Raw genomic sequence first — 24,041 nt, forward strand, 5'->3', positions numbered from 1 at the left:
GTTTGGCTGTGCGCTGGTTACCGGCGTCGTATTCGGCTTCATGCCGGCCCGTAAAGCTGCCCGGCTCGATCCGGTTAAGGCGTTGACCAGTGAATAAACGATCTCTCACTCCACAACTGTCAGCGTTCAGTGTGTGCCTGTTGCTCACGGCCTGTGGCGCTAACCCGCCGGCCATCGACAGCGGCCTCGCCACGCCCGCCACCTGGCACTATGCAGAACGCGAAGCGACCCAAGCCATCAACCAGCGCTGGTGGACGCAGTTTGGCAGCCCGGCGTTGAACCGCCTGATCGACCAGGCCCGTCGTGACAGTTTCGACGTAGCAGCCGCCATGGCGCGGGTCCGTCAGGCCCAGGCCACGGCGGTGATTGCCGGCGCACCGCTGCTGCCGGAACTGAAGTTCAACCTCACCGCCAGCCGGCAAAGGCTGTTGCGCGGCAGCGGCAACTCGGACCTGGACGCCACCGAAAGCAATCGGACCGTCAACAGCTATGACGCCAGCCTCACCGCCAGCTATGAAATCGACTTCTGGGGGGGCCGCGCCGCTGCGCGCGACAGCGCCGTGCAGAGCCTGCACGCCAGTGAGTTCGATCAGGCCAACGTGGAGCTGACCCTGCTCAGCAATGTCGCCGACCGCTACGCGCAAACCCTGGCCGCACGCCAGCGCCTGCAAATTGCCGAGCTCAACCTGGCCAATGCACGCAATGTGCTGAACCTGGTACAGACCCGCCACGACGCCGGTTCCGCCACGGCCCTGGAACTGGCACAACAGAAGAGCCTGGTGGCCAGCCAGCAACGGCAGTTGCCGCTGATCCAGCAATCGGTCGAAGAGTCGCAAATCACTTTGGCCGCCTTGCTTGGTCAACCCGTACAGGCCCTGGACCTGGGCGCTGAACCCTTCCAGGCATTGACCTGGCCGAGTATCGGGCCCGGTGTACCGAGCCAGTTATTGAGCCGGCGCCCCGACCTCGCCCAGGCCGAAGCCCAGTTGGCAGCGGCCCGTGCCGACGTCACGGTGGCCCGTGCAGCGATGCTGCCCTCAGTGACATTGGGCGCGACCCTCGGCTCTGGCGCATACAAGGCCCAAGAGGTCTTGCGCAGCCCCTTCTACACCCTGACCTCGGGCCTGATGGCGCCAATCTTCAACAATGGCCGGCTGAGCGCCGAGCGCGACAAGGCTCGGGCACGCCAGGATGAACTGCTGCAAACCTACCGCGGGGCGATCATTAATGGCTTTGCCGATGTGGAAAAAGCCCTCAGCAGCATCACCCGCCTTGACCAGCAACGCCAGTGGCAAAGCGAGGAGCTGCAACAGGCGCAGACCGCGTTTCAGATTGCCCAGAGCCGCTACGAAGCCGGTGCCGAAGACCTGCTCACGGTGCTGGAAACCCAGCGCACTTTGTACGGCGCCCAGGACCAGAACGTGCTACTGCGCCTGTCGCGCCTACAAGCCAGCATCGCCCTGTACAAGGCATTAGGCGGTGGCTGGAAAACCAACATCTGATAAACGAAACTCATATTTCATACACGAGTTGTTTCTTCACCCTACATTCTCCACCTCAAGGTCCTTGGTAAAAAAGCCGTTATCACACGGAAGCCCGGGACCTCATGATGAAACCCAGCGTTGTTGTAAAAGGCCTGGCCTGCATTGGCTGCTGGTTGATACCGAACCTGGCGCTGGCCAAGCCCTTGATCGCCCCCACCGCAATCGACTGGCTGCTGGACTGCCCCCTCACCACGACGGCGCACTTGAACCCGCAAGTGGTTGGCCGCACCCAATGCGGCCTGGTCAACGTCCCCCGCGACCATGCCGCACCCCAGCGCGGCCGCCTAAGCTTGAGCGTGACACGGGTAGGCGCACGGCAACCGCTCAACCGTGAAGGTGTCGTGTTCATCCAGGCCGGCGAACCCCTCCAGGCCAAGGACGCGCCTTTCGTTCTTCACCTCGCCAGCCGCTGGGAGTCGCTTGCCACCCAGGCCTATCGCACCCTGGTCGACCGGTATGACGTCATCGAGCTGAGCGCCCGCGACCTGCGCGAGGGCAATGCCGTGGAACAGGCCGCGCGGGACATGGAGTTCGTGCGCGGGCAACTTGACGAGGCGCGCCTCAACTACCTGGGCAACGCCGCTGCCACCCGCCTCGGCAGCCGCTACGGTACGCTGTTTCCCGAGCGTGTCGGGCGCATGGTGCTGATCAATGCCGAGCCTGGCGAAGCAGTCGCCACCGGTGTAGAGCAACTCTTGCTCAAGGAGTCGGCGCGCGCAGGCGCCGACGGCTGCGTCAACCGCTGGCTGGGGGATTTTCTCGCTTATGGTAGACAACCGCCGGCGTCCACGCGCTGTCTCGACCTCAGCGCCTGGGAGTAAGTAGCCCACGCATTTACGACCTCTTGCCACCAAAAACGACAGCCTGCGTTGACGCACTTCCCCAATCGTTATTAAGTGCTATTTATCCGCATTAATACGATAACTCACCGCCATGTTGACTCGCCCGCTACGCCGCAAACGCCAGAAGCTGTCCGATGTGATTGTCGAGTCGGTCAAGCGCTCGATCGTCACCGACGCCTTGAAGCCCGGCGACCGCCTGCCCACCGAACGCGAGCTGATGGAAAGCTTCCAGTGTTCCAAGGGTTCGGCACGCGAAGCGCTCAAGGCGTTGGAAGTGGAGGGCTTGGTGAGCACGCGCACCGGCCCCAGCGGCGGGGCTTACTTGAACCAGGCCGGCACCGAGCCGGCCAGCCGCGCCTTGCGCAATTACTTGCACTTCCAGCACCTGGACGGCGAGCAGGTCTACCAACTGCGCAAGGTCATCGAAGTGGAATTGGCGGTGTCGGTGCTCGGGCGTTTGAGCGAAAACGATTACACCGCCCTGCAAGCCAATGTGGATTTTTGCAGCGCCCCCGAAGACAGCGAAGCCGGCCAGCGCGAACAACGCCTGGCGGAACTGGAGTTCCACAACCTGCTGGCCCGGGCCTGCCCCAACCCGCTGCTGAGTTTCATGGCGCAGTTTCTCAATGACTTGCTGCGCGACCTGGTGGTGCTGAAAAAGGCCTACAAGCCCAAACGCAAGCAGTTCGACGCGGCCAACCTCGACTATCACAAGCAACTGCTGATCGCCTTTCGCGCCGGGGACGAAAGCGCGGTGCGCAGCTTGATGCATGAACACATGTGCGATGCCGAACACCATATGACCGCGCTGGAAGGCCAAGTGAGCCCGCATTTCCTACTGGAGTTCGACCACCCTTAAACACGCCAACAATCCAATGTGGGAACCCGATCAATGTGGGAGCTGGCTTGCCTGCGATGCGGGCGCCTCGGTGTTACAGGGGACCGAGTCGATGCCATCGCAGGCAAGCCAGCTCCCACAGTTGACCCCGTTCACCCGCGAAATCGAGTTATCCAATAACAAGCCTGCCCACAGGCCCTTGCTCCACCGTATCGCCCTTGCCGCTCCTGCCAATAACTAAACCAGGGAGTCACCCCATGCAGCGTCGTACGTTATTGAAAGCCAGCCTCACCGCGGCCGCCGCCCTCAGCCTTCCGCTGAGCGTGCGTTCGGCATTCGCCGCCGAGCCCTTTACCTTTTACGGCCTCAAGTCCATGTCTGGCGCCTTTGCCAGCTATGGCAAATTTGCCGACATGGGTTCGCGCCTGGCGGTGCAGCAACACCCCCAATTGCTCGGCCGCCCACTGAACTACAAGGTCATCGACACCGAAGGCAACGCCGGCAAGGCAGTGCGCAAGGTGCAGGAGGCCATCGCGCAGGACGGCGCACGGTTCTTCCAGGGCTGCACGCTGTCGTCTTCCGCGCTGGCAGTGGCCAAGGAAGTGGACAAGGTCGGCGGCGTGTTCATGACCCCGGTGGGCGCCGATGAAGTGACGGGCAAGGACTGCAACAAGGCGACCTTCCGCTGGTCGGTGCCCACCTACGGCGCGATACGCGAAACCATGGTGCCGCTGATCAAGCTGCTGCCGGACGCCAAGCGCTGGTACACCATCACCCCGCAATACGTATTCGGCGAAGCCTTGCTCGAAGGCGCCAGAAACGTGCTCAAGGAGCATGGCCTGGAACACGTGGGCAACAGCTACCACTCGTTGCAGGAACAGGAATTCTCCGGCTACCTGACCAACGCCATTTCCACCAAGCCCGATGTGCTGGTGCTGCTCAACTTTGGCAGCCAATCGTCCAACACGCTGCGCCAGGCCGTGAACTTCGGCATCAAGGAGCGCATGAAGGTGCTGCTGGTGTGGTCTGCCGGCCTGGATCAGTTCCAGGAACTGGGCAGCGATGTGCTCGAGGGCGTGTACCTCGGCGCACAGTACTGGCACCAGGTCGACACCCCGCTCAACCGTGAACTGGTCAAGCTGACCCAGGCCCAGTACGGCATCAACCCCACCTACCCGCTGGCCGCCGACTACATCAGCACCAAAGTCATGCTCGACACCATCATTGCCACCGGCAGCTTCGACGGCCCGACCGTGGCCAAGGCCCTGCAAGGCTTGAGCTACGAAGGCCCGACCGGCAAGGAGTCGATCCGCACCGGCGACCACCAGGTGATCAAGGACTACTACCTGCTGATCGGCAAGGCCAGCGGCGACATGGCCGACAAGGACGACCTGGCCAAAGTGCTCAGCGCTGGCCAATCGTTCCCCGCAGTCGAGGCGACAGGCTGCACGCTCGGCTGACCGCTTAACTTTTGTCGCGCAGGGCCGCGCAAGCGGCCGTCTGCGGAGGGTGCCTGCATGCTTAATTTGTACCTGTTCCAGATTCTCAACGGCCTTGGGCTGGGGATGATCTACTTCCTGATCGCAGTGGGGCTGACGATCATTTTCGGCCTGCTCAACTTCGTCAACTTCGCCCACGGCGCGTTCTTCCTGCTCGGCGCCTACATCTGCTACACCGCGGTGAGCCTCACCGGCAACTTCTGGCTGGCGCTGCTGATCGCGCCGCTGGTGGTGGCCGCGCTGGCCTGGGTGATCGAGCGCTTGCTGATCCAGCGCATCTACCACTTGCCACACATGTTCCAGATTCTGGTGACCCTGGGGATCGCCCTGATCATCCAGGAAGCCAGCGTGATGATCTGGGGGCCGGTGGGCAAAAGCGTCGCCGTGCCGGAACTGTTGCGCGGCGTGCTGGTGGTAGGTGATTTCGTCTACCCCTACTACCGCCTGTTCCTTATCGTGTTTTCCGGGCTGGTGGGCCTGGGCCTGTGGCTGCTGCTGGAACGTACGCGCTTCGGTGCTCTGGTGCGCGCTGGCAGTGAAAGCACCGAAACCGTGTCACTACTGGGCACCAATATTTTCCGCCTGTTCTCCATGACCTTCGCCCTCGGCGTCGCCCTGGCCGGTGTCGCTGGGGTGTTGTTTGCGCCCTTGCGCGGCGCCCAGCCCTTTGTCGGCCCGGAGATTCTGGGCATCGCCTTCGTGGTGGTGGTGATCGGCGGCATGGGCTCGTTCAGCGGTGCGCTGGTCGGCGGTTTGCTGGTGGGCGTGGTGCAAAGCCTGATGACCACACTCTGGCCCCAGGGTGCGAGCCTGATGATCTACGGCGCCATGGCCGTGGTGATTCTGGTACGCCCTTATGGCCTGTTCGGGAGAGCCTGACATGAGCGATAAAAACCCGCTGCCGTTTGCCAAGACCCAATCCAGAGCCATGTTGCTGTGGGTGTTGGCCGTGCTGATCGGCCTGCCGTTGGTGTTGCCCTCGGCGACCCTGGCCACCGAGATCCTGATCTTTGCCATGGCCGCCCTCGCCTGCAACCTGCTGCTGGGCTATACCGGGCTGCTGTCCTTCGGCCAAGGCATCTTCTTTGGTGCCGGTGCTTATTGTGCGGCGCTGTTGATGATCCACCTGCAACTGGGCCTGTTCACCGCGTTGCTCGGCGCGGCGATTGCCGGTGGTTTCCTGGCGCTGCTGGTGGGCGCCCTGGCGATTCGGCGCACGGGCATTTACTTCGTGATGCTCACGTTGGCGTTCAGCCAGATGGCGTACTTCGTCGCCTACACCCTGAGCGACTGGACCGGCGGCGACAACGGCCTGCTCAGCGTGCCGCGCCCGGAGATTCGTGTGGGCGACACCGTGCTGCTGTCCCTGGCCGATGCCCGTGCCTTCTATGGTTTTGTCGCGGTGCTGTTCCTGCTGATCTTCATCGGCGCACGCCGGGTCATCGCTTCGCCGTTTGGCAGCACGCTGATGGCGATCCGCGAGAACGAAACCCGCGCCTCGGCCATCGGCTACGACACGCGCCACTTCAAGATCCTGGTGTTCGTGCTGTCCGGTGCGGTCACCGGGATTGCCGGGGCGCTGTACGCCATGCTGCTGCACTTTGTGCCGCTGTCGAATATCGACCTGGCAATGTCCGAGAACATCCTGATCATGACCATCGTCGGCGGCACCGGCTCGCTGTTCGGCTCGCTGCTGGGCGCCGGCTCCATCGTGCTGCTGGGCGACTTTCTCTCCGACCTGTGGCCGCGCTGGCTGATGCTGCTGGGGGTAATCCTGATCCTGGTGGTGATCTTCATGCGCGGCGGTTTGTGGGGCGGCCTCGCGTCGCTATTCGAGAAGGTGCGCGGCGCGCGCAAACCCGCGGTCGTCGCCAAGGAGGACGGGCTATGAGTGTCTTGCTGGAAACCCAGAACCTGGAGCTGGCCTACGGCGCGTTCCACGCGGTCAATGGCGTCAACCTCAAGGTTGAAGCCGGCACCATCCACACCATCATCGGCCCCAACGGCGCGGGCAAGACCAGCCTGTTCCACTGCCTGACAGGTGAACGCCAGGCCACCGCCGGGGCGATCCATTTCGACGGCAAGAACCTGATGCGCAAGCCCGCCCACGGCCGCGTCGGCCTGGGCATGGCGCGCTCGTTCCAACTCACCAGCCTGTTCCAGAACCTCAGCGTGCGCGAAAACCTGCGCCTGGCCGCCCAAGGCCGCGATGGCTCGCGTGCCTTGAACTTCTGGCGTCGGGTGAACAGCCAGCGCGAACACCTGGAGATGGCCGACCAGGTGCTGGAACGCCTGCAACTCACGGCACGCGCCGACACCCTGGCCGGTGAGTTGTCCCACGGCCAGCAACGGGTGCTGGAGGTGGGCATGTCGATCTGCTCCAAACCCAAACTGTTGATGCTCGACGAGCCCACCTCGGGCATGGGCATCGACGATATTCCGATCATGACCCAACTGATCAGCGACCTTGGGCGCGACCATACGGTGCTGTTGATCGAACACAACATGAGCATCGTCATGTCCATCAGCCAGCGCATCACGGTGATGAGCCATGGGCAGATCCTGGTGGAAGGCACGCCGGAGTTCGTGCGCGCCGATGAACGTGTGCGTACTGCCTATCTTGGGGAGGCTGCCTGATGCTGATCGTCGAGAATATCCATTCCTACTACGACAAAAGCCATGTGCTTGAAGGCGTGTCGCTGAGCGTCAACCCTGGCGAACTGGTGACTCTGCTCGGCCGTAACGGTGCCGGCAAGACCACCACCCTGCGCAGCATCCTCGGCATCATCTGCCCGCGCCAGGGTCAGATCCACTTCAACGGCCAGGCGTTGGTAGGGCAAAAGATCTTTGAAATTGCGCGCCAGGGCTTGGCGCTGGTGCCGGAAAACCGCGGGATTTTCCGCCTGCTGACGGTGGAGGAAAACTTGCGCATCGCTGCCCGCAAGCACAGCCGCTGGCAACTGGAAGACGTATACGCCATGTTCCCGCGCCTCAAGGAGCGGCGCAAAAACGCCGGCCATGCGTTGTCCGGCGGCGAACAGCAGATGCTGGCCATCGCCCGCGCCCTGCTGAACGCCCCCAAGCTGCTGATCCTCGACGAACCCACTGAAGGCCTGGCCCCGGTGATCGTCGACGAGCTGGTGAAGATCCTGCGCAAGGTCAAGGACGAGGGTCTGCCGGTGTTGCTGGTGGAACAGAACCTGATGGTCTGCGACAAGCTCGCCGACCGTCATTACGTGCTCGAACAGGGCCGCGTGGTGTACGAGGGCAGCGCCGCTGACTTCCGCGCCGATCCGACGATCAAAAACCGATACCTGGCCTTGAGTGCCTGAGTGGAGATTCCTGATGAACAGTCTTGCGCAACCGCTCCAGAGCAATGCCCCGCTGATCAACCGCGACCGCTTGTGGCAGTCACTGATGGACCTGGCCCGGCTCGGCGCCACGGCCAAGGGCGGCGTGTGTCGCCTGGCCCTCACCGACCTGGACCGCCAGGCCCGCGACCTGTTTGTGCAGTGGTGCGAAGCCGCCGGGTGCAGCGTCAGTGTGGATGCCATCGGCAATATCTTCGCTCGCCGTCCTGGCCGCAACCCCGCCCTGCCCCCGGTCATGACCGGCAGCCACATCGACACCCAGCCCACCGGCGGCAAGTTCGACGGTTGCTACGGGGTAATGGCCGGGCTGGAAGTGATCCGCACGCTCAATGACTTGCAGATCGAAACCCAGGCACCCATCGAAGTGGTGGTGTGGACCAACGAAGAAGGCTCGCGCTTCCCGCCGTGCATGATGGGCTCCGGGGTATTTGCCGGGAAGTTCGACCTGCAGGACACCCTCGACAAGCGCGACGACCAGGGCCTGTCGGTAGGCAGCGAATTGCAGCGCATCGGCTATGCCGGTTCGCGTGCGGTGCTGGGCCATCCGGTGGGCGCTTATTTCGAGGCGCATATCGAGCAAGGCCCGGTGTTGGAGGACCAGGCGATTACCCTGGGGGTTGTGATGGGCTGCCTGGGCCAGAAGTGGTTCGACCTGACCCTCACCGGCGTCGAGGCGCATGCGGGCCCTACGCCCATGCACCTGCGCAAGGATGCCCTGGTGGGCGCTGCCGAGGTGGTCAGCGCGGTCAACCGTATTGCCCATCAGCATCAGCCTCACGCCTGCGGCACCGTCGGCTGCCTTAACCTGCACCCTGGCTCGCGCAACGTGATCCCCGGCCAGGTGCACATGACCATCGACCTGCGTCACCTGCACGCCGACAAGCTGCAAGCCATGGTCGATGAAGTGCGCGCAGTGATCGAAGACGCGGCCGCCCGCCACGGCTTGACGTTTGAACTGACGCCGACTGCCGACTTCCCGCCGCTGGACTTCCACCCGGCCTGCGTCAATGCCGTGCGCGAGGCTGCCCAGGCATTGGGCTTGAGCCATATGGACATTGTCAGCGGCGCCGGGCATGACGCGATTTTCGTCGCTGAACTGGGCCCGGCCGGGATGATCTTTGTGCCGTGCGAAGGCGGCATCAGCCATAACGAAATCGAAAACGCCGCGCCGGCTGACCTGGCGGCGGGTTGCGCGGTGTTGCTGCGCGCCATGGTCAACGCGGCGCAGGGAGTTCAAGCATGAGTGAGATCGGCCAATTGACGGCGGTGCAACTGCTGCAACACTTTCGTGACAAGACCTTGTCGCCCGTGGAGGTCACCGAAGACGCGTTGCTGCGCATCGAGCGCTACAACCCGGTGGTGAATGCTTACTGCCATGTCGACCCGCAAGGCGCCCTGGACGCTGCGCGGGCGTCGGAACAACGCTGGTTCAAGGGCGAACCTTGCGGCGCCCTGGATGGCGTGCCGGCGTCGATCAAGGACCTCACGCTGACAGTCGGTATGCCCACGCGCAAAGGCTCACGCACCTCCAGTGCCGTGGGCCCGTGGGACGTGGACGCGCCCTTCTCGGCCTTCATGCGCAAGGCTGGCGCGGTGCTGCTGGGCAAGACCACCACCCCGGAATTCGGCTGGAAAGGCGTCACCGACAACCCGCTGTACGGCATCACCCGCAACCCGTGGGACACGCGCACCACCGCCGGTGGCTCGTCCGGGGGCGCCGCTGCGGCGGCGGCGTTGAACCTGGGCGTGCTGCACCAGGGCAGCGACGCCGGCGGCTCGATCCGTATTCCCTGTGCGTTTACCGGCACCTTCGGGATCAAGCCGACCTTCGGCTATGTGCCGCAATGGCCGGCCAGCTCCATGACGATCCTGTCGCACCTGGGGCCGATGACGCGCACCGTGGAAGACAGTGTGCTGATGCTGCAAGCCGTGGCGCGACCGGATGCACGGGACGGCTTGATCGGCGCGCCGCGAACCACGCCCTGGCTGGTTCCAGGGACGGACTTGAAAGGGTTGCGTATCGCCTATAGCCCCACGTTCGGCTATGTGAAAGTCGACCCGCAAGTCGCCCAGGTGGTGGATCAGGCTGTGCAGGGCCTGGTGCAACTGGGCGCCCATGTCGAACAGATCGACCCCGGTTTCAGCGACCCATTGGACGTCTTCAGCACCTTGTGGGCCGCCGGTGCCGCTCGCCTGACCGGCACGATGAGCGAGGCGCAAAAGCAACTGCTGGACCCAGGGCTTCTACGTATTGCGCAACGGGGCGAGCGCTTGAACCTGGGCGATTTCAACGCAGCTCTGGAAGCCCGGGCGGCGCTGGTCGCACGGATGGCGGCTTTCCATGAGCATTACGATGTGTTGGTGTCACCGATGATGCCGATCACCGCGTTCGAGGCGGGGCATAACGTACCACCGGGTTCGGGAATGACTGAGTGGATGGAATGGACGCCGTTCACCTACCCGTTCAACCTTACCCAACAACCGGCGGCGTCAGTGCCCTGTGGGTTGGCGGCAAATGGCTCGCCGGTGGGCTTGCATGTGGTGGGTGCGCGGTTTGCCGATGAGCAGGTACTTAGGGTGTGTCACGCGTATGCACAGGCATTCCCCACAGCGCACTTGCACACACCGAAAATCCCGACCTGAAATACCTACAACTGTGGGAGCTGGCTTGCCTGCGATAGCGCTGTTTCAGTCAGCACATTGGCCTCTGACACACCGCCGTCGCAGCTTCTACACAATTTTGTAGGTTGTAGCAGCCAACGGTAACCACGATGCGAAGCGAGCCGCTCTTGATCTGCTTGTGATCTTGATCTCAGGCGCCCCGTTAAACCACGCTGGCCGGAATTCGACAGTGATTTGAGGGGTAAACCGGCAGGGATGCCGGTTTAGCCGCCCCGCGCCATGGATGGCGCGTGGCGGCGGCCCCCCAAATCACTGGCGGATTACGGGCACACCGAGCCTAAGCGAGGTGCCGAGTGGTGGGGCAAGAGCGTTTTGCTTACTTTGCCGCTTTTGCAAAGTGAGCCGCCGTCAGGGCGGAACCCTAAGTGGCCGTTACCTAAATAACGGATATGTACGCGCTCTGATCCAACATCCCAGTTGACTGTCAGGCCGTCTTCGCAGGCAAGCCAGCTCCCACATAGAACTGCGGCGCGTCAGGTGGATAAGCGTCGCTGTCAGGCCGCCACGGGAGCAAGCTCCCTCGCCACAGATACAGCGTCGTACCAAAGTTATGTAGATACCTATGCTGCGATAGCGGTGTGTCAGAGGCCAATGGGCTAACTGAACCAGCGATTTCGCAGGCAAGCCAGCTCCCACATGGATCGCATTCCAATCCTGCATCGCTCTACAATGCCCCTATTCATCCCCGGGGGCTTCATGGACATCGAACTGGCACGCACCTTCCTCGAGATCACCCGCTGCGGCAGCCTGGCCGCGGCGGCCGAGAAACTGCACGTCACCCAGACCGCTATCACCGCTCGTGTCAAAAACCTCGAGAACCAGCTCGGCTGCACGCTGTTCGTGCGCAACCGTGCCGGTGCGCGGCTGACCGCCGACGGCGAGGCGTTCGTGGTGTACGCCAACCAGTTGCTGCAAACCTGGGAAGCCGCCCGCCGTGACCTGCCATTGCCGGACGGCTATCGCAATGTGCTGCATATCGGCGGGGAGGTCAGCCTGTGCAACCCGTTGATGCTCGGCTGGGCCAAGGCGCTGCGCGAGCAGATACCGGGGCACGCCTTGCGCACCGAAGTGCGTGAAGGCGAATACCTGCTGCGCCAACTGGAGCTGGGTGTGCTAGATGCCGCCTTGGTGTTCCAGCCGCAATACTGGCCGGGCTTGCAGGTGGAGCAGATGCTGGAAGAAAAACTGATTCTGGTGCAACTGGCGAGCAAACCCTCGCCCTACGTGTATATCGACTGGGGCCAGGGTTTTCGCCAGCAACACGACGCCGCCCTGCCCGACCGTGCGCGTGCCGCGCTGAGTTTCAACCTGGGGCCGCTGGCGTTGCAGTACATCCTGGAGAATGGCGGGGCTGGTTACTTCCGCACGCGGGTGGTGCAGAGCTACCTGGACAGCGGCGTCATGCAGCGCGTGGCCAAGGCGCCGGAATTCAGCTTTCCGACCTACCTGGTGTATTCACGGGCGCGAGATTCAGCGGTGTTGCAGCAGGCCTTGGAACTGCTACGCGAAGTGGTGAAGGCCGAAGGCGACTGGTCGCAACGCTGGGATCCGCTGATTTGAATCACTCTACGCTTGCGCACATGCTAGCCTGCTGGTGTTTACTCTCGCAGTCTTACCGATGAACAAGAAAAAGTCCGTCACCATCAGCGACATTGCCAAACGGGTCGGCATGACCACCATTACGGTGTCCCGCGCTTTGAGCAAACCCGACCTGGTCAAACCCGCCACCCTGGCGCGCATCCTGGAAGTGGCACGCGAGCTGGACTACGTGCCCAACGCCTTCGCCCGTGGGCTAAAGCGCAGTGAAAGCCTGATCATCGGGGTCATCACCGCATCGGTAGACAACCCGTTCTACAGCGAGATGATCAAGGCGATTTCCCGCGAGGCGAAAAAGCACGGCTACACCATCATGCTGGTGGACACCGATGAGCTGGAAGAACTCGAAAGCAAGGCGGTCGATACCCTGCTGGGCTATCGCGTGGCGGGGATCATCCTGTCGCCGGTCTCCGACGAGCCGAGCTACCAGCCCGACTATCTGGAGCGCCTGGGCAACGGCAAGACCCCGGTGGTGCTGCTCGATCGCACGATCCACGACAGCCCGTTCAGCCGCGTGGTGCTCGACAACTACCACAGCGGCCTGCAAGCCGCGCACTACCTGTTACGCCAAACCCCGAACCTCAAGCGCCTGCTGGTGCTGACCGGCCCCGAGCACTCGCGTATCAGCGTGGAACGCCTCAAAGGCCTGCGGGAAGTGCTGGCCGCACACCCCGACATTCAGGTCGAGGTGCAAGCGGGCGACTACACGCTGATGCCGGCTTACCTGCATACCCTCGATTACCTGGCCGCACACTCGGCACCGGACGCGATCATGGGTTTCAACCAGTTGATCACCCTGGGCGCCCTGCGTGCGTTGCGTATGCATAACATCGCCCATGACAGCCTGACCATCTGCGGCATCGACCGCCTGCCCTTCGCCGATATCTTTGGCGTGCCGATTGCCTGCGTGGCCCACGACGCGTCCCTGGCCGGCAGCAGTGCGGTGCGCCTGCTGCTTGATCGCCTGCAAGACCCGCACAAGCCACGGGACAAAGTGGTCATCGCCGGGCAGTTGGAAAACGGCTAGCGGCTGGTGTAGCCGCCGTCCACAGGCAGGCTCACGCCACTGATCATGCTGGCCGCGTCGCTTAGCAAAAACAGCACCGGCAGCGCCACTTCCGCCGGTTGCGCAAAACGCCCCAAAGGAATCGCTGCCAGCGCCGGGTCGCGCTTGGCCGGGTCGGACCAGGCCATGGTCGCCATGGGCGTCAAGGTCACGGTGGGGTTGACGCTGTTGACGCGTATGCCAAAACGGCCCCACTCGGCGCATTGCACGCGGGTGATCGCATCCAGTGCAGCCTTGGAGGCGCAGTAGCTCAGGTGATCGTCCAGCGCCACCAACGACGCCTGGCTGGAGACGTTGACGATGCTGCCGGCCATGTTCGCCTCGATCATCTTCGCCGCGACCCGGCTGGCCACTTGCGCAGCGGCGCGGGCGTTGACACTCATCACTTGGTCGAAGGCGCTGGCGCTGATGGCCGCGGCAGGCTCCAGGCGTGAGATACCGGCGCAGTTGACCAGGCCGTGCAGAGGCGGCAAATCTTGCAGGGTTTTCTCGAGGGCGATGCTGTCAGCGATATCCACGCACAAGGTGCGGCATCCCAATGCCGCCAACGCCTGGGCATCGCGACCGAGAGCGAAGACTTCGGCGCCGCTGGCGATCAGTTGCTGGGCAATTTCGCGACCGATGCCGCTGCTGGCACCGGTGACGAGGATGCGCTGGTACGAAAAGTCGAAGGTGGTAGACATAAATAAAGATCTCAAAACCAATGAAGACCCACTGTGGGAGCTGGCTTGCCTGCGATAGCGGAGTGTCAGTCTCCTTATCGGGTGCTGATACACCGCTATCGCAGGCAAGCCAGCTCCCACAGTTTTGGACGGTGTTGAATCAGGTGGCTTGCAGGTTGTGCATGATCGGTTTCAGGGCCGGGTACAGCTTCAGGTACTCGGCAAACGCCCGGTCATAGGTCATGACATTCTCCCGCTTGGGCTGCGCCCGCAATTGCAACTGCACCCAACCCGTGTCCATCTGCCCATCACTCACCAACCCCATCGTATGCGCCGCCAACAACGCCGCGCCCAGGGCTGCTTCTACCTCCTGCACGATCGTGTACACCGGGTAGCGTGTGACGTCGGCGATGATCTGCATCCACAGGTCCGAATGGCTCGCCCCGCCCACCACAATCAAGCGCGGGTCCAGGGAATGCGCGCCCTGGCTGCCCGCTTCGATATTGTGGCGCAGGGCAAAACTCACGCCCTCCAGCACCGCGCGGTACAGGTGAAAGCGGCTGTGGTAGAGGTTGAGCCCGACAAAACTGCCGCTGGCGCGGTCATCCCACACCGGGCTGCGCTCGCCCATCAAGTAAGGCAAAAACACCACGCCTTCGCTGCCTGCCGGAATCTTCATCGCGCTCTGCTCCAGCAGCGCCAGGCTGTCTTGCCCCGTGGCCTGGGCCTGCTGTTCTTCGGCCTGGCAGAACTGCTCGCGAAACCAGCTGACCGAGGCCCCGGCGGTGATCGCACCGCCGAAGATGTACAGGTCGCGGTGGCCGTTGTAGACGTGGGGCATGCTCACCAAACCGTGACGTGCATCCACCTGCTGGTTCAGATAGCCCCAGCACATGCTGGTGCCGATCATCGCCACATGATTGCCTGGCTGAGTGACACCCGCCGCCAGGGTCGCCATGGCCGCGTCCACGCCCCCAGCGAGGATCGGCGTGCCCGCCTGCAAGCCCAGGCGTGCGGCCCAGTCTGCAAGCAAACCACCCACCACCTCGCCGGAATACAGCAACCGCTCGGGCATCATCGACTGCGCGATACCCAACGCCTCCAGCATCTCGCCTGACCAGTTGCGCGCCGCCACGTCGTAGACACCGCCGATATTCCCGGCGCTGCTGTGGTCCACCGCCAACTCGCCGGTCAGGCACCAATTGATGTAGCTGTTGGGCGGCAACAGGTAACGGGTATTCGCCCACACCTGAGGCTGGTGCTGCTTGAGCCAGAGCATCTTGGCGAAGCCGTAGTAGCTGTCCACCGAATTGCCGGTGATGGCGAACAAGCGCTCCAGGTCCACATGCTCACGCACCCAGGCCACCTGCTCGCCGGCGCGGCGGTCCATCCAGATCAGGCACGGGTGCAGCGGCGTCATCTGCGCATCCACGGCAATGCCCGAACCACCGTACAAACTGCTGATGCACAGCGCCTTGACCTGCGGCGCCGGTACCCCGGCCTTGGCCATGCACTGGGCCACGCACGTTTCGACAGCATCCAGCCACACCTGCGGCCACTGCTCGGCCCAGCGCACTTTCGGGGTGTCCACCCGGTAGCCTTGGCTATGCTGGGCGATGATCGTGCCCTGGGCATCCACCAGCAGCGCCTTGGTGCTCTGGGTGCCAATGTCTACACCGATGACGTAGTCCATCTCAGAGCACCGGCTTCAACAGCACCTTGATCGACTTGGTCGAATTGGCCAGTTCAAACGCCTCGGCCCAGTCGTCCAGCGGGAAATCATGGGTGACGATGCCTTGGGAGGTGACCAGGCCACGCTCGAACAGGTCGATGGCGATGGGGTAGCAATACGGGCCCAGGTGCGCGCCGCGCACGTCGAGCTCCTTGCGGTCGCCGATGATCGACCAGTCCACGCTGGTCTCGGCGCCAAACACGCTGAACTCGACAAAGCGCCCGAGCTTGCGGATCAGGTCCAGGCCCTGGGTGACGCCGGCCGGTACGCCCGTGGTTTCGATATAGACGTCGCAGCCGTAGTTGTCCGTCAGCCCGTTGATGATCTCGCGAGCGTTGTCACGGGCGGGGTTGATCACCACATCGGCGCCGAATTTTTTCGCCAGCTCCAGGCGTTCATCGACCATGTCGATCACCACCAGCTTCTTCGGGGTCTTCAGCGCGGCGACCTGGACCATGCACAGGCCCAGGGTGCCCGCGCCGGCAATCACCACCACGTCGTCGAGCTGGATATCGCCACGGTTGACGGTATGGATCGAGCAGGCCATCGGCTCCACCAGCGCCGAGTCTTCCAGGGACACCGACTCAGGGATCTTGTGCACGATGGCGGTCTTGGGAATGCGCATGTATTGGGCCATGCCGCCTTCGGCCACTTCGCGCTGGAAGCCGAAGATGTTGTGCACTTCGCACATCCAGTATTTGCCCGATTTGCAGAAGCGGCACTTGCCACACGGCACGATCTGTTCAGCGATGACCTTGTCACCGACCTTGACCTCAAAGTGCTCCTCGGCGCCCTCGCCGGCTTCGACCACATAGCCGAAAAATTCGTGGCCCGGTACTACCGGCGCCTTGACCCAGGGGTTGTCGCCGCCCCAGAACATCGCCGCGCCCGAGTGGCACTTGCAGTCACTGGCGCAGATGCCGCAGGCGGCGATACGGATCACCAGCTCATTGGCACGCGCCTGGGGTTTGCCGATGCGCTCCAGGCGGTAGTCTTTCGGGCCGTGGCAGACGACGGCTTGCATGTGAGTGTGCTTGTCCATGTGTTCGGTCCTGTGTAGTGAGGTATTAACGATGGCGCTGACGGCTGATGAAAATCGCCAGCAAGATGATCCCGCCCTTGATCACGCTCTGGACGTAGGGCGACACGCCAAGCATGTTCAAACCGTTGTTCAACACGCCCAGCAGCATGGCGCCGAGCAAGGTGCCGATGATCACTCCGCGGCCGCCGGCAATCGACGCACCACCCAGTACCACGGCGGCAATCGCATCCAGCTCGAACGACACGCCGGCATTCGGCTGGCCGCTCATCAAGCGCGAGGTGAGCACCAGCCCGGCAATCGCGGCGGTGAAGCCGCTGATGCCGTACACCAGCAGCTTGAAACGCGCCGCTCGCACCCCGGACAAGCGCACCGCTTCTTCATTGCCGCCGATGGCGTAGATGTAGCGGCCGATGCGGGTGTGTTGCAGCAGCACATAGGCCGCCAGGTAGGTGATCAGCATGATCAGGATCGGCACCTGCAGGCCAAACACACTGGCGCGACCGAAGAACGCGAACCACTCTGGCAAGCCGGAAATCGGGTAGCCGTCGGTGTACATCAGCCCGAACCCGCGGGCGATGCCCATGGTCGCCAGGGTGACGATGATCGGCGGCATATGCAGGTACGCCACGAACAGCCCGTTGCCGATGCCGAAGGCCACGCCCACCAGCAGCCCGGCGCCAATCGCCAGGCCCGGCGGCAACCCGGCGACCATCAGCCCGGCGGTCAAGGTGCCGGACAACGCCATCACCGGCCCCACCGACAAGTCGATCCCGCCGGTGAGAATCACGCAGGTCATGCCCACCGCGATGATTGCGTTGATCGACACCTGGCGGGCGATGTTGGAGAGGTTGCTGGCGGTGAGGAAGGTGTCACTGGCGAGGATCATCACCAGGGTCACCACCACCAGCCCGACAAAGGGATAAAACGCCGGCGAACGCAGCAGCCGCGCCAGGTTCAGGCGCAAGCGGCCGGTGCCGGCGGTGTTAATGGACGTATTCACTTGAGCCCCCTGTTGCATGGCGCATGACCTCTTGAGGATTGACGGCGGACGCTTCCAGTACCTTAACGATGGCGCCCTTGTGGAACACGGCGACGCGGTCGCACATGCCGATGACTTCGGGCAGCTCGGAGGAAATCATGATGATCGCGTAGCCCTGTTCGGTGAGGCTGCGCATCAACGCGTAGATCTGCGCCTTGGCACCCACGTCGATACCGCGTGTGGGTTCGTCGAACACCAGCACGTCGCAGTGGTGGTTGATCCAGCGGGCGATCACGACTTTTTGCTGGTTGCCGCCGCTGAGGTTCACCACAAGGCTTTCGCCACTGGGTGCCTTGATCGACAGCTGGCGCATCAGCGCTTCGACGCTGGCGCACTCGCGGGCCTTGTCGATCAGGCCCGAGGCGTGCTGATACTTGGGCAAATTGTTCAGCGAGATATTTTCGCGAATGCTGAAGGCGGTGATCAGCCCTTCGCTCTTACGGCTTTCCGGTAGCAGGCCAATGCCGTGGGCCAGGGCTTGGGCCGGGTCGTCGAGGCTGACTTTTTCCCCGCGCAGCCACACGTCTTTGCTCACCGTGGGCAGCGCGCCCATCATGCCCAGGGCCAGCTCGGTGCGGCCCGAGCCCACCAGGCCGGCGAAGCCCAGGATCTCGCCCTTGTGCACATTGAAACGGTTGTGGGGGCCGTTGCGCACCAGCTGGATATCCTTGACCTCCAGCAGCAACGGGCCGCGTGCGGTAGTGGGTTTAGGCGGAAAACTGCACTCCAGGCGGCGGCCGACCATCATCTCGACCAAGTGATCGATATCGCTGTCGGCCACTTCGGTAACGCCTGCATTGCTGCCGTCGCGCAGGACGCTGATGCGGTCGCAGACCTGGAAAATCTCTTCCAGGTGGTGCGAGATAAAAATCACCGCCACGCCCTGGCGCTTGAGTTCGCGCATGATGCCGAACAGCAACTCGGCCTCACTGGGGGTCAGCGTCGCGGTTGGCTCATCGAGCACCAGCAGGCGTGCGTCCAAAGCCAGGGCCTTGGCGATTTCGACAAACTGCTGCTCGGCCACGCTCAGGTGCTTGACCGCGCAGTGCAGATCGATGCTGACCCCGAGGCGCTCGAACAACGCCTGCGCCGCCTCGGCCATTTCGCGTTTGCGCAACAGGCCGAAGCGGTTGCTCAGCTCATGGCCAAGGAAGATATTTTCTACCGCCGTGAGGTAGGGAATCAGGCTGAATTCCTGGAACACAATGCCAATCCCGGCGGCAATCGCATCCCGATAGGTCGCAAATTTTCGGGCCTGCCCGTCGATAAAAATTTGCCCTTCGTCCTGATGTTCGACACCGCCCAGAATCTTCATCAGGGTGGATTTGCCCGCGCCATTTTCCCCGAGCAAGGCGTGGATTTCGCCGCGCTCCACTTGCAGGTTGATGGCCTTGAGGGCCTGCACCCCCGGGTAACGCTTACAGATGTTTTCCAGCTTCAGAAGACTGCTCATACCGCCGACCTCGCACTCAGAAGGAAGACCTGGGCCCCACGAACTACGCGGGGCCTGGGGGGGGTTACCAGCTGAAGTCCTTGGCCTTGGCCTGGTCGATCAGGGTGATGTCCACCGGCACGCTGGCCGGTACTTGGGCGCCCCACTTCTTGGCCAGGGCGATGCCCAGGGCTAGGCGGATCTGGTCGCGGGGGTATTGGGCCGAGGTGGCGATGAAATGGCTGCCGGGTTTCTGGATCGCCTTGATCGCTTCCGGCGCACCGTCGACGCTGACCAGCTTCACGTCCATGCCGCTGGCTTCGATAGCCGACAGCGCGCCGAGAGAGCCATTGTCATTCACGCTGAAAATGCCCTTGAGGGTAGGCTGGGCCTGCAACATGTTTTCGGTGACGGTGAGGGCCTGATCGCGTTCCTGTTTGCCGTTCTGGATGCTGACGATCTTGATGTCCGGGTGCTTGGCCACCGCCTCTTTGCAGCCGCGCACACGTTCGAGGATCGGCACCACGGCGATGCCGTCAAGGATAGCGATATTGCCTTTGTCACCGATGGTTTTAGCCAGATACTCACAGGCCTGGAAACCAGCGTCGAAGTTCTTCGACCCCACGAACGAATCCAACGGGCCATCTGCCTGGGCATCCACCGCCACCACTACGACGCCGGCAGCATGGGCCGACTTGACAGCTGATTGCACACCGACGGAATCAGTGGGGTTGATCAGCAGGATGTCGATGCCCTTTTGCAGCATGTCTTCGACATCACTGACCTGCTTGGACACGTCGTGGCGGGCGTCGGTGATGATCAACTTGGCACCGATGGTCGCGCCGGCTTCTTCCAGGGCGTTTTTCATGGTGACGAAATAGGGGTTGTTGATTTCCTGGAACGAGGCGCCGATGCGGATGGGCTTGGCAGCGTCGGCAAACGCGGGGGTCGCACTGCCCAGGGTGATGCTGGCGACCAGTAAACACAGGGTTTTCGGGAGCATTTTCATGGCGTGGGTCTCTGTTTTGTTTTTATTTTTAGAGCAAATGTTATCGTTAACATTTTGCCAGAAGCTAACAAGTAATTCAGACCTGTGCAAGCCTCCACTGGTCGGTCTCGGGCAAAAACGTGGGAGCTGGCTTGCCCTCCGGTTGTAGGAGCGAGCTTGCTCGCGAAAAACTCACAGGCGCCGCGTTTATTCAGAAGCCCGCGTTATCGTTGACATTTTTCGCGAGCAAGCTCGCTCCTACAGGGGGGATGAGGTGGTCAGTAAAAACTCGCACATCCGCTTACGCCAACTAAGCTCAGCCTCAAATAAAAACACAGCGAGCAGCCGGCCATGCCCCACCCGACCGAGACTTTCCGCGACCGTTACCGCGCAAGCGTCAACCCGCGTTACAACCCCTGGCTGCACGCCGCATTCGTGCTTGGCTACGGCATCGCCTGCATCACGCTGGCCTGGTCCTCCACCGCCGATATCACCGCCCTGCAGTGGCTGACCGTGCCCCTGACCCTGCTGTTCTTCAACCTGTGCATCTACCTCGTGCACCGCCACCTGGGCCATCACAAACATGCATTCGCCCGGCTGTTTTACGCACGCCACACCGGCGATCACCACAGCTTCTTCACCCCCGGCCACATGACCTACGACAGCCCTCGGGACTGGCGCGTCATCCTGTTTCCAGCCTGGCTGATCATGCTGCACAGCCTGGCCATCACCCTTCCCGCCTGGTGGCTGCTCAGCCAACTGAGCCCCAACGTTGCCGGGTTGTTTGCAGGCTGCATGATCCTTGGCTACCTGCTCTACGAAGTGTTCCATGCCTGCGAACACCTGCCTGCCGAACACCCGGTGGCACGCCTGCCATGGATTCGCCAGATGCACCGCCTGCATGCCCTGCATCACCGTCGCGAGCTGATGCAGGGGCGTAATTTCAACATCGTGCTGCCATTGATGGACTATCTGTTTGGCACTTTGTATTGGGAGCCGGTCAGCCACGATAACCAGCGGTCGTCATAAGCATCCGGCGGAAAAATGCAGCAATGGCGTTACGCATTGACGCAAAAAGGGCATACAGCTGCTTTGCCTGTATGCCCTTTGCGCTAAGCCGCCACTGGCTTAGCTCTTGGTACTGCTGAGCAAGGTTTGTTTGCACAAATGGCCAAAGCTCACGAACTGGGTGTTCTCACCGCCGACACCAATGCCCGGGTACTCCAGTACCTCCATGCGCCAAACCCCATAGTTGAAGTCGGTGCGCCAGGTATTGTTGTAACCTTGGGAGTAATCGACAAACTCAGTCTGGAAATCACCGAAGCAGGTACCCACGTTGATCGTGCCGCCGGCTTGGCCCGAGCTGTCGGTAGCCGCCGAGTAAGCCTTGTAGACGATATCTCCGGTGTCCGGGTTGATGTGCTGGTCGAGGTAGACAATCGGGTGCAACCCCACCAGGGGCGCACCGGTGCTGTCCGACAGGCCCATGGTCCAGGTCAGATCCCGGTAGGCTTGGGTGGTCATATAGCCGTAACCCACGTTGGAAGCGGAATACGGGATACGCAACACATTCGCCTCGCCTTTCATATCCGGGTTGTTAACACGTGGGTTGGAACCAAAGGACAGCGTGTATTTACCCGTCGCACTCCAAGGCTCATTCGGGTGCTGGTTGGGCCGCACGCGCACCTTCACCACACCGCCTACGCCTGGGCTTGGGATCGACGTCGAGATCACATTGGCGCCCACGGTGACCCACTGGCTGCCATCGAAACGCTCAAGGATCCATTTGCCACGGGTACTACCGCTAGCGGCATCGGCCACCAACGCAATACCCACACTCTGGCCACGCACAGCGGTGAAATCGAAGTAATCAACATCGTCGAGGCTGTCGGCATTACCGCTGAGGTAGTTCAGCGTGTCCGGCAGCTGGAAGGCCGTGTCCGGCGTGTCGTTGGGCTCGTAGGCGTCGATATTGGTGTCGACCGCCACACCGAACTGGAAGCTCGACCCGTCGACCGCCGCATTGGCCTCCATGAACCAGTAATAATCACCGGCCGGCACCACACCGCTTAGGCTTTCGTCGCCATTGCCCGGGTTATTGGAGGTGCCCATGGGAAGCGGGTTGCCCTGACCATCGTCCTGGAACAGTGACAATGACATGTCGGTACCCACCGTCTGATTGACCAGCAAGGCGTTGATCCTGGCCTTCTGCGGCAAATTGAAGTGATAGCACAGCAAAGCGCCGGCCTGCACGCCCTCAATTGTGTAGAGCGCGTTCACGTCCAGCGTGACTTCACAACCCTGGACCAAAGCCGCTTGCGCGGCAGACGCTTGCTTGCCAGTGGCCTTTTGCACTTTGCCTACCGCAGCGGGCGCAATGATGTCTTCCACCACCGAGTCCGCCTTGGACTTGGCAGCGAACACGGGCTTCTTCAGGTGAGCGCTCGATTGCAGTCGCTGTTTGAGCGTAGCGGGTGCCTTGTTGGCTTGGATTTTCGAAGCATCTTTCAAAGCTTGCTTGACGCTGACTTGAGGCGTTTGCGCCGCCAGATGAGGGTATTGCTCGGCCAGGGCAAAGGCCGAAACGAAGCAAGAGGCCGCCATGGCCGCGCCCATAATGAAGGCTTTTTTCGATTTCATTTTTTATCCATCCATAGTTAAAAAATTGAAGCTCAGGTAACCGGCGACATCCGGTCACCTGGGATGGACTGTAGGATAAGACTGTATGCATGTACAGCACTTTTTCTAAAAAATGTGAGCCTGGAATTCAGGCTCAAGAAGCGAGAGCACCTCTAAAGCCAGGTGCACCAATAGCCCCAACTGATCGCCCACATTATCGCGAGCCGATAGGGCCATACAGCCCAACGCTTGAGCGCTGGCGGAATGACGGCTAGCTCTGCCTCGGTCATGTAACCTTCTTTCACGGAGCGTTCTGGCGCGCGGAGGATATCAATCATTAGACACATGCGATGAAACCTGACGAACCGCTGGTTTCGTCCCCAGCGTTGCTGATATTTACGCACCTGCACGTTTTCAATGAAGTAACCTTCCAACGCCTCGAGTTTTGTTCGTTCGACAAAGAGCATTAATCCCAAAATGACGAACGCTCCAACCAACATCACCAGGGTGTAAGCGAGAAAAAACGACATTGTCATGCCCCAGGTGGGAAAATCGAATCACTCTTGATCTATAGCGCCCCGTAATGACCGCCTGCTGGTTCGCACACGTCTACCAATTGCCAATTCAAGAGGTGTTTTCGCGAGTGAGGCCTAGTTCTATGGAATTGGGATATCGCACCATCTGCGCCATACCTCCCACACAATCATTTCGATGATACAAACATCCGCGAGGCGATACGGCCACAAGGCCCAGCGCTTAAGCGTCAAGGGGACAGACGCCAGCTCGGCTTCGGTCACAAGGCCTGCCTTCAGAAAAGCTTTCGGCCCTGACAGGATGTCGATCATCAGGCTCATTCGATGATATCTATCGATCGGATCATATCCTTCCCTGAAACGCTTATGTCTAAGAACCTTCTCGTTCTCACTGAAGTAACTTTCCAGTTCATCCAGCTTTGCGTATTCAGCAAACACTATCAGTACGAAGACGACAAATACCCAAGCGAACATCACAATGCTATATACAAGAAAAAGGGACATCGTTATGTGCCCTCGGGTTGGAATATCAGATCGCCGTCGACTGCCAATATTC

The 24,041-nt window shown here is 61.8% G+C and carries 23 protein-coding genes; 14 read left to right on the top strand and 9 right to left on the bottom strand.

The features are described from left to right. The 13 genes from GIW79_RS29920 to GIW79_RS27260 all read left to right on the top strand — a co-directional run. A partial coding sequence (locus GIW79_RS29920; protein WP_442968635.1) for a hypothetical protein occupies positions 1-97 on the top strand: 97 nt, incomplete at its 5' end. Next, a complete protein-coding gene (locus GIW79_RS27205; protein WP_236455808.1) occupies positions 90-1,502 on the top strand; it encodes an efflux transporter outer membrane subunit in 1,413 nt (470 codons plus the stop codon). The genes GIW79_RS29920 and GIW79_RS27205, both read left to right, overlap by 8 nt. Before the next feature lie 107 nt (positions 1,503-1,609). Beyond that, complete coding sequence (locus GIW79_RS27210; RefSeq protein WP_057975027.1) at positions 1,610-2,365, top strand: hypothetical protein; 756 nt, start codon at positions 1,610-1,612, stop codon at positions 2,363-2,365. A gap of 112 nt (positions 2,366-2,477) precedes the next feature. After that, on the top strand, positions 2,478-3,245 hold the full coding sequence (locus GIW79_RS27215) for a FadR/GntR family transcriptional regulator (protein WP_034127984.1): 768 nt from the start codon (positions 2,478-2,480) through the stop codon (positions 3,243-3,245). 236 nt (positions 3,246-3,481) lie between these two features. Beyond that, positions 3,482-4,684, top strand: coding sequence for an ABC transporter substrate-binding protein (locus GIW79_RS27220; protein ID WP_236455810.1), 1,203 nt, complete (start codon positions 3,482-3,484; stop codon positions 4,682-4,684). Between the two features lie 57 nt (positions 4,685-4,741). Next, the gene (locus tag GIW79_RS27225; protein WP_003192337.1) at positions 4,742-5,602 is read left to right on the top strand and encodes a branched-chain amino acid ABC transporter permease; all 861 of its coding nucleotides are present in this window, start codon (positions 4,742-4,744) and stop codon (positions 5,600-5,602) included. Between the two features lies 1 nt (position 5,603). After that, on the top strand, positions 5,604-6,614 hold the full coding sequence (locus tag GIW79_RS27230) for a branched-chain amino acid ABC transporter permease (protein ID WP_096143775.1): 1,011 nt from the start codon (positions 5,604-5,606) through the stop codon (positions 6,612-6,614). Further along, entirely contained in the window at positions 6,611-7,360 is a 750-nt protein-coding gene (locus tag GIW79_RS27235) for an ABC transporter ATP-binding protein (protein ID WP_236455812.1), read from the top strand. The genes GIW79_RS27230 and GIW79_RS27235 overlap by 4 nt, the downstream gene beginning before the upstream one ends. Continuing rightward, positions 7,360-8,055, top strand: a complete 696-nt coding sequence (locus tag GIW79_RS27240; RefSeq protein WP_236455814.1) for an ABC transporter ATP-binding protein — start codon at positions 7,360-7,362, stop codon at positions 8,053-8,055. Before GIW79_RS27235 ends, GIW79_RS27240 begins: the two co-directional genes overlap by 1 nt. Positions 8,056-8,068: 13 nt before the next feature. Continuing rightward, the gene (locus GIW79_RS27245; protein WP_236455815.1) at positions 8,069-9,337 is read left to right on the top strand and encodes a Zn-dependent hydrolase; all 1,269 of its coding nucleotides are present in this window, start codon (positions 8,069-8,071) and stop codon (positions 9,335-9,337) included. Next, a complete protein-coding gene (locus GIW79_RS27250) occupies positions 9,334-10,737 on the top strand; it encodes an amidase (RefSeq protein WP_236455818.1) in 1,404 nt (467 codons plus the stop codon). Before GIW79_RS27245 ends, GIW79_RS27250 begins: the two co-directional genes overlap by 4 nt. Before the next feature lie 735 nt (positions 10,738-11,472). Next, positions 11,473-12,336 (top strand): LysR family transcriptional regulator, encoded by an 864-nt coding sequence (locus GIW79_RS27255; RefSeq protein WP_236477446.1) that lies wholly within the window; start codon positions 11,473-11,475, stop codon positions 12,334-12,336. Between the two features lie 58 nt (positions 12,337-12,394). After that, complete coding sequence (locus GIW79_RS27260; protein ID WP_034128167.1) at positions 12,395-13,399, top strand: LacI family DNA-binding transcriptional regulator; 1,005 nt, start codon at positions 12,395-12,397, stop codon at positions 13,397-13,399. Here the strand turns inward: GIW79_RS27260 and GIW79_RS27265 are convergent. The 6 genes from GIW79_RS27265 to GIW79_RS27290 all read right to left on the bottom strand — a co-directional run bounded on the left by GIW79_RS27265 (position 13,396) and on the right by GIW79_RS27290 (position 20,354). Next, positions 13,396-14,121: an SDR family oxidoreductase gene (locus GIW79_RS27265; RefSeq protein ID WP_236456207.1), complete on the bottom strand. Its 726-nt coding sequence runs from the start codon at positions 14,119-14,121 to the stop codon at positions 13,396-13,398. The two genes, GIW79_RS27260 and GIW79_RS27265, sit on opposite strands and share 4 nt — an antisense overlap. Positions 14,122-14,260: 139 nt before the next feature. Then, positions 14,261-15,793 (bottom strand): FGGY-family carbohydrate kinase, encoded by a 1,533-nt coding sequence (locus tag GIW79_RS27270; RefSeq protein ID WP_236456205.1) that lies wholly within the window; start codon positions 15,791-15,793, stop codon positions 14,261-14,263. A gap of 1 nt (position 15,794) precedes the next feature. Next, on the bottom strand, positions 15,795-16,874 hold the full coding sequence (locus tag GIW79_RS27275) for an alcohol dehydrogenase catalytic domain-containing protein (RefSeq protein ID WP_034128169.1): 1,080 nt from the start codon (positions 16,872-16,874) through the stop codon (positions 15,795-15,797). A gap of 25 nt (positions 16,875-16,899) precedes the next feature. Further along, on the bottom strand, positions 16,900-17,892 hold the full coding sequence (locus GIW79_RS27280; RefSeq protein ID WP_054897444.1) for an ABC transporter permease: 993 nt from the start codon (positions 17,890-17,892) through the stop codon (positions 16,900-16,902). Continuing rightward, a complete protein-coding gene (locus GIW79_RS27285) occupies positions 17,858-19,366 on the bottom strand; it encodes a sugar ABC transporter ATP-binding protein (protein WP_054917458.1) in 1,509 nt (502 codons plus the stop codon). Before GIW79_RS27285 ends, GIW79_RS27280 begins: the two co-directional genes overlap by 35 nt. A gap of 64 nt (positions 19,367-19,430) precedes the next feature. Next, entirely contained in the window at positions 19,431-20,354 is a 924-nt protein-coding gene (locus GIW79_RS27290; protein WP_057974980.1) for a substrate-binding domain-containing protein, read from the bottom strand. A 330-nt stretch (positions 20,355-20,684) separates the two neighbouring features. Here GIW79_RS27290 and GIW79_RS27295 point away from each other — a divergent pair, with 330 nt between their 5' ends. Beyond that, positions 20,685-21,362, top strand: coding sequence for a sterol desaturase family protein (locus GIW79_RS27295; RefSeq protein WP_236456203.1), 678 nt, complete (start codon positions 20,685-20,687; stop codon positions 21,360-21,362). A 99-nt stretch (positions 21,363-21,461) separates the two neighbouring features. Here GIW79_RS27295 and GIW79_RS27300 read toward each other — a convergent pair whose 3' ends face one another. From GIW79_RS27300 to GIW79_RS27310, 3 genes are all read right to left on the bottom strand, one after another. Continuing rightward, complete coding sequence (locus GIW79_RS27300; RefSeq protein WP_236456201.1) at positions 21,462-22,973, bottom strand: hypothetical protein; 1,512 nt, start codon at positions 22,971-22,973, stop codon at positions 21,462-21,464. A gap of 152 nt (positions 22,974-23,125) precedes the next feature. After that, complete coding sequence (locus GIW79_RS27305; RefSeq protein ID WP_034128276.1) at positions 23,126-23,482, bottom strand: hypothetical protein; 357 nt, start codon at positions 23,480-23,482, stop codon at positions 23,126-23,128. Between the two features lie 126 nt (positions 23,483-23,608). Beyond that, the gene (locus GIW79_RS27310; protein WP_034128173.1) at positions 23,609-23,989 is read right to left on the bottom strand and encodes a hypothetical protein; all 381 of its coding nucleotides are present in this window, start codon (positions 23,987-23,989) and stop codon (positions 23,609-23,611) included. Positions 23,990-24,041: the final 52 nt, after the last annotated feature.

This window comes from Pseudomonas sp. PA-7-1E, from assembly GCF_021605325.1.
Lineage (GTDB): Bacteria > Pseudomonadota > Gammaproteobacteria > Pseudomonadales > Pseudomonadaceae > Aquipseudomonas > Aquipseudomonas fluorescens_BV.

Coding starts and splice junctions, on each gene's coding strand:
- GIW79_RS27210 (WP_057975027.1), top strand. CDS start 1,610: ATGAAACCCAGCGTTGTTGTAAAAGGCCTGGCCTGCATTGGCTGCTGG.
- GIW79_RS27215 (WP_034127984.1), top strand. CDS start 2,478: ATGTTGACTCGCCCGCTACGCCGCAAACGCCAGAAGCTGTCCGATGTG.
- GIW79_RS27220 (WP_236455810.1), top strand. CDS start 3,482: ATGCAGCGTCGTACGTTATTGAAAGCCAGCCTCACCGCGGCCGCCGCC.
- GIW79_RS27225 (WP_003192337.1), top strand. CDS start 4,742: ATGCTTAATTTGTACCTGTTCCAGATTCTCAACGGCCTTGGGCTGGGG.
- GIW79_RS27230 (WP_096143775.1), top strand. CDS start 5,604: ATGAGCGATAAAAACCCGCTGCCGTTTGCCAAGACCCAATCCAGAGCC.
- GIW79_RS27235 (WP_236455812.1), top strand. CDS start 6,611: ATGAGTGTCTTGCTGGAAACCCAGAACCTGGAGCTGGCCTACGGCGCG.
- GIW79_RS27240 (WP_236455814.1), top strand. CDS start 7,360: ATGCTGATCGTCGAGAATATCCATTCCTACTACGACAAAAGCCATGTG.
- GIW79_RS27245 (WP_236455815.1), top strand. CDS start 8,069: ATGAACAGTCTTGCGCAACCGCTCCAGAGCAATGCCCCGCTGATCAAC.
- GIW79_RS27250 (WP_236455818.1), top strand. CDS start 9,334: ATGAGTGAGATCGGCCAATTGACGGCGGTGCAACTGCTGCAACACTTT.
- GIW79_RS27255 (WP_236477446.1), top strand. CDS start 11,473: ATGGACATCGAACTGGCACGCACCTTCCTCGAGATCACCCGCTGCGGC.
- GIW79_RS27260 (WP_034128167.1), top strand. CDS start 12,395: ATGAACAAGAAAAAGTCCGTCACCATCAGCGACATTGCCAAACGGGTC.
- GIW79_RS27265 (WP_236456207.1), bottom strand. CDS start 14,121: ATGTCTACCACCTTCGACTTTTCGTACCAGCGCATCCTCGTCACCGGT.
- GIW79_RS27270 (WP_236456205.1), bottom strand. CDS start 15,793: ATGGACTACGTCATCGGTGTAGACATTGGCACCCAGAGCACCAAGGCG.
- GIW79_RS27275 (WP_034128169.1), bottom strand. CDS start 16,874: ATGGACAAGCACACTCACATGCAAGCCGTCGTCTGCCACGGCCCGAAA.
- GIW79_RS27280 (WP_054897444.1), bottom strand. CDS start 17,892: ATGCAACAGGGGGCTCAAGTGAATACGTCCATTAACACCGCCGGCACC.
- GIW79_RS27285 (WP_054917458.1), bottom strand. CDS start 19,366: ATGAGCAGTCTTCTGAAGCTGGAAAACATCTGTAAGCGTTACCCGGGG.
- GIW79_RS27290 (WP_057974980.1), bottom strand. CDS start 20,354: ATGAAAATGCTCCCGAAAACCCTGTGTTTACTGGTCGCCAGCATCACC.
- GIW79_RS27295 (WP_236456203.1), top strand. CDS start 20,685: ATGCCCCACCCGACCGAGACTTTCCGCGACCGTTACCGCGCAAGCGTC.
- GIW79_RS27300 (WP_236456201.1), bottom strand. CDS start 22,973: ATGAAATCGAAAAAAGCCTTCATTATGGGCGCGGCCATGGCGGCCTCT.
- GIW79_RS27305 (WP_034128276.1), bottom strand. CDS start 23,482: ATGTCGTTTTTTCTCGCTTACACCCTGGTGATGTTGGTTGGAGCGTTC.
- GIW79_RS27310 (WP_034128173.1), bottom strand. CDS start 23,989: ATGTCCCTTTTTCTTGTATATAGCATTGTGATGTTCGCTTGGGTATTT.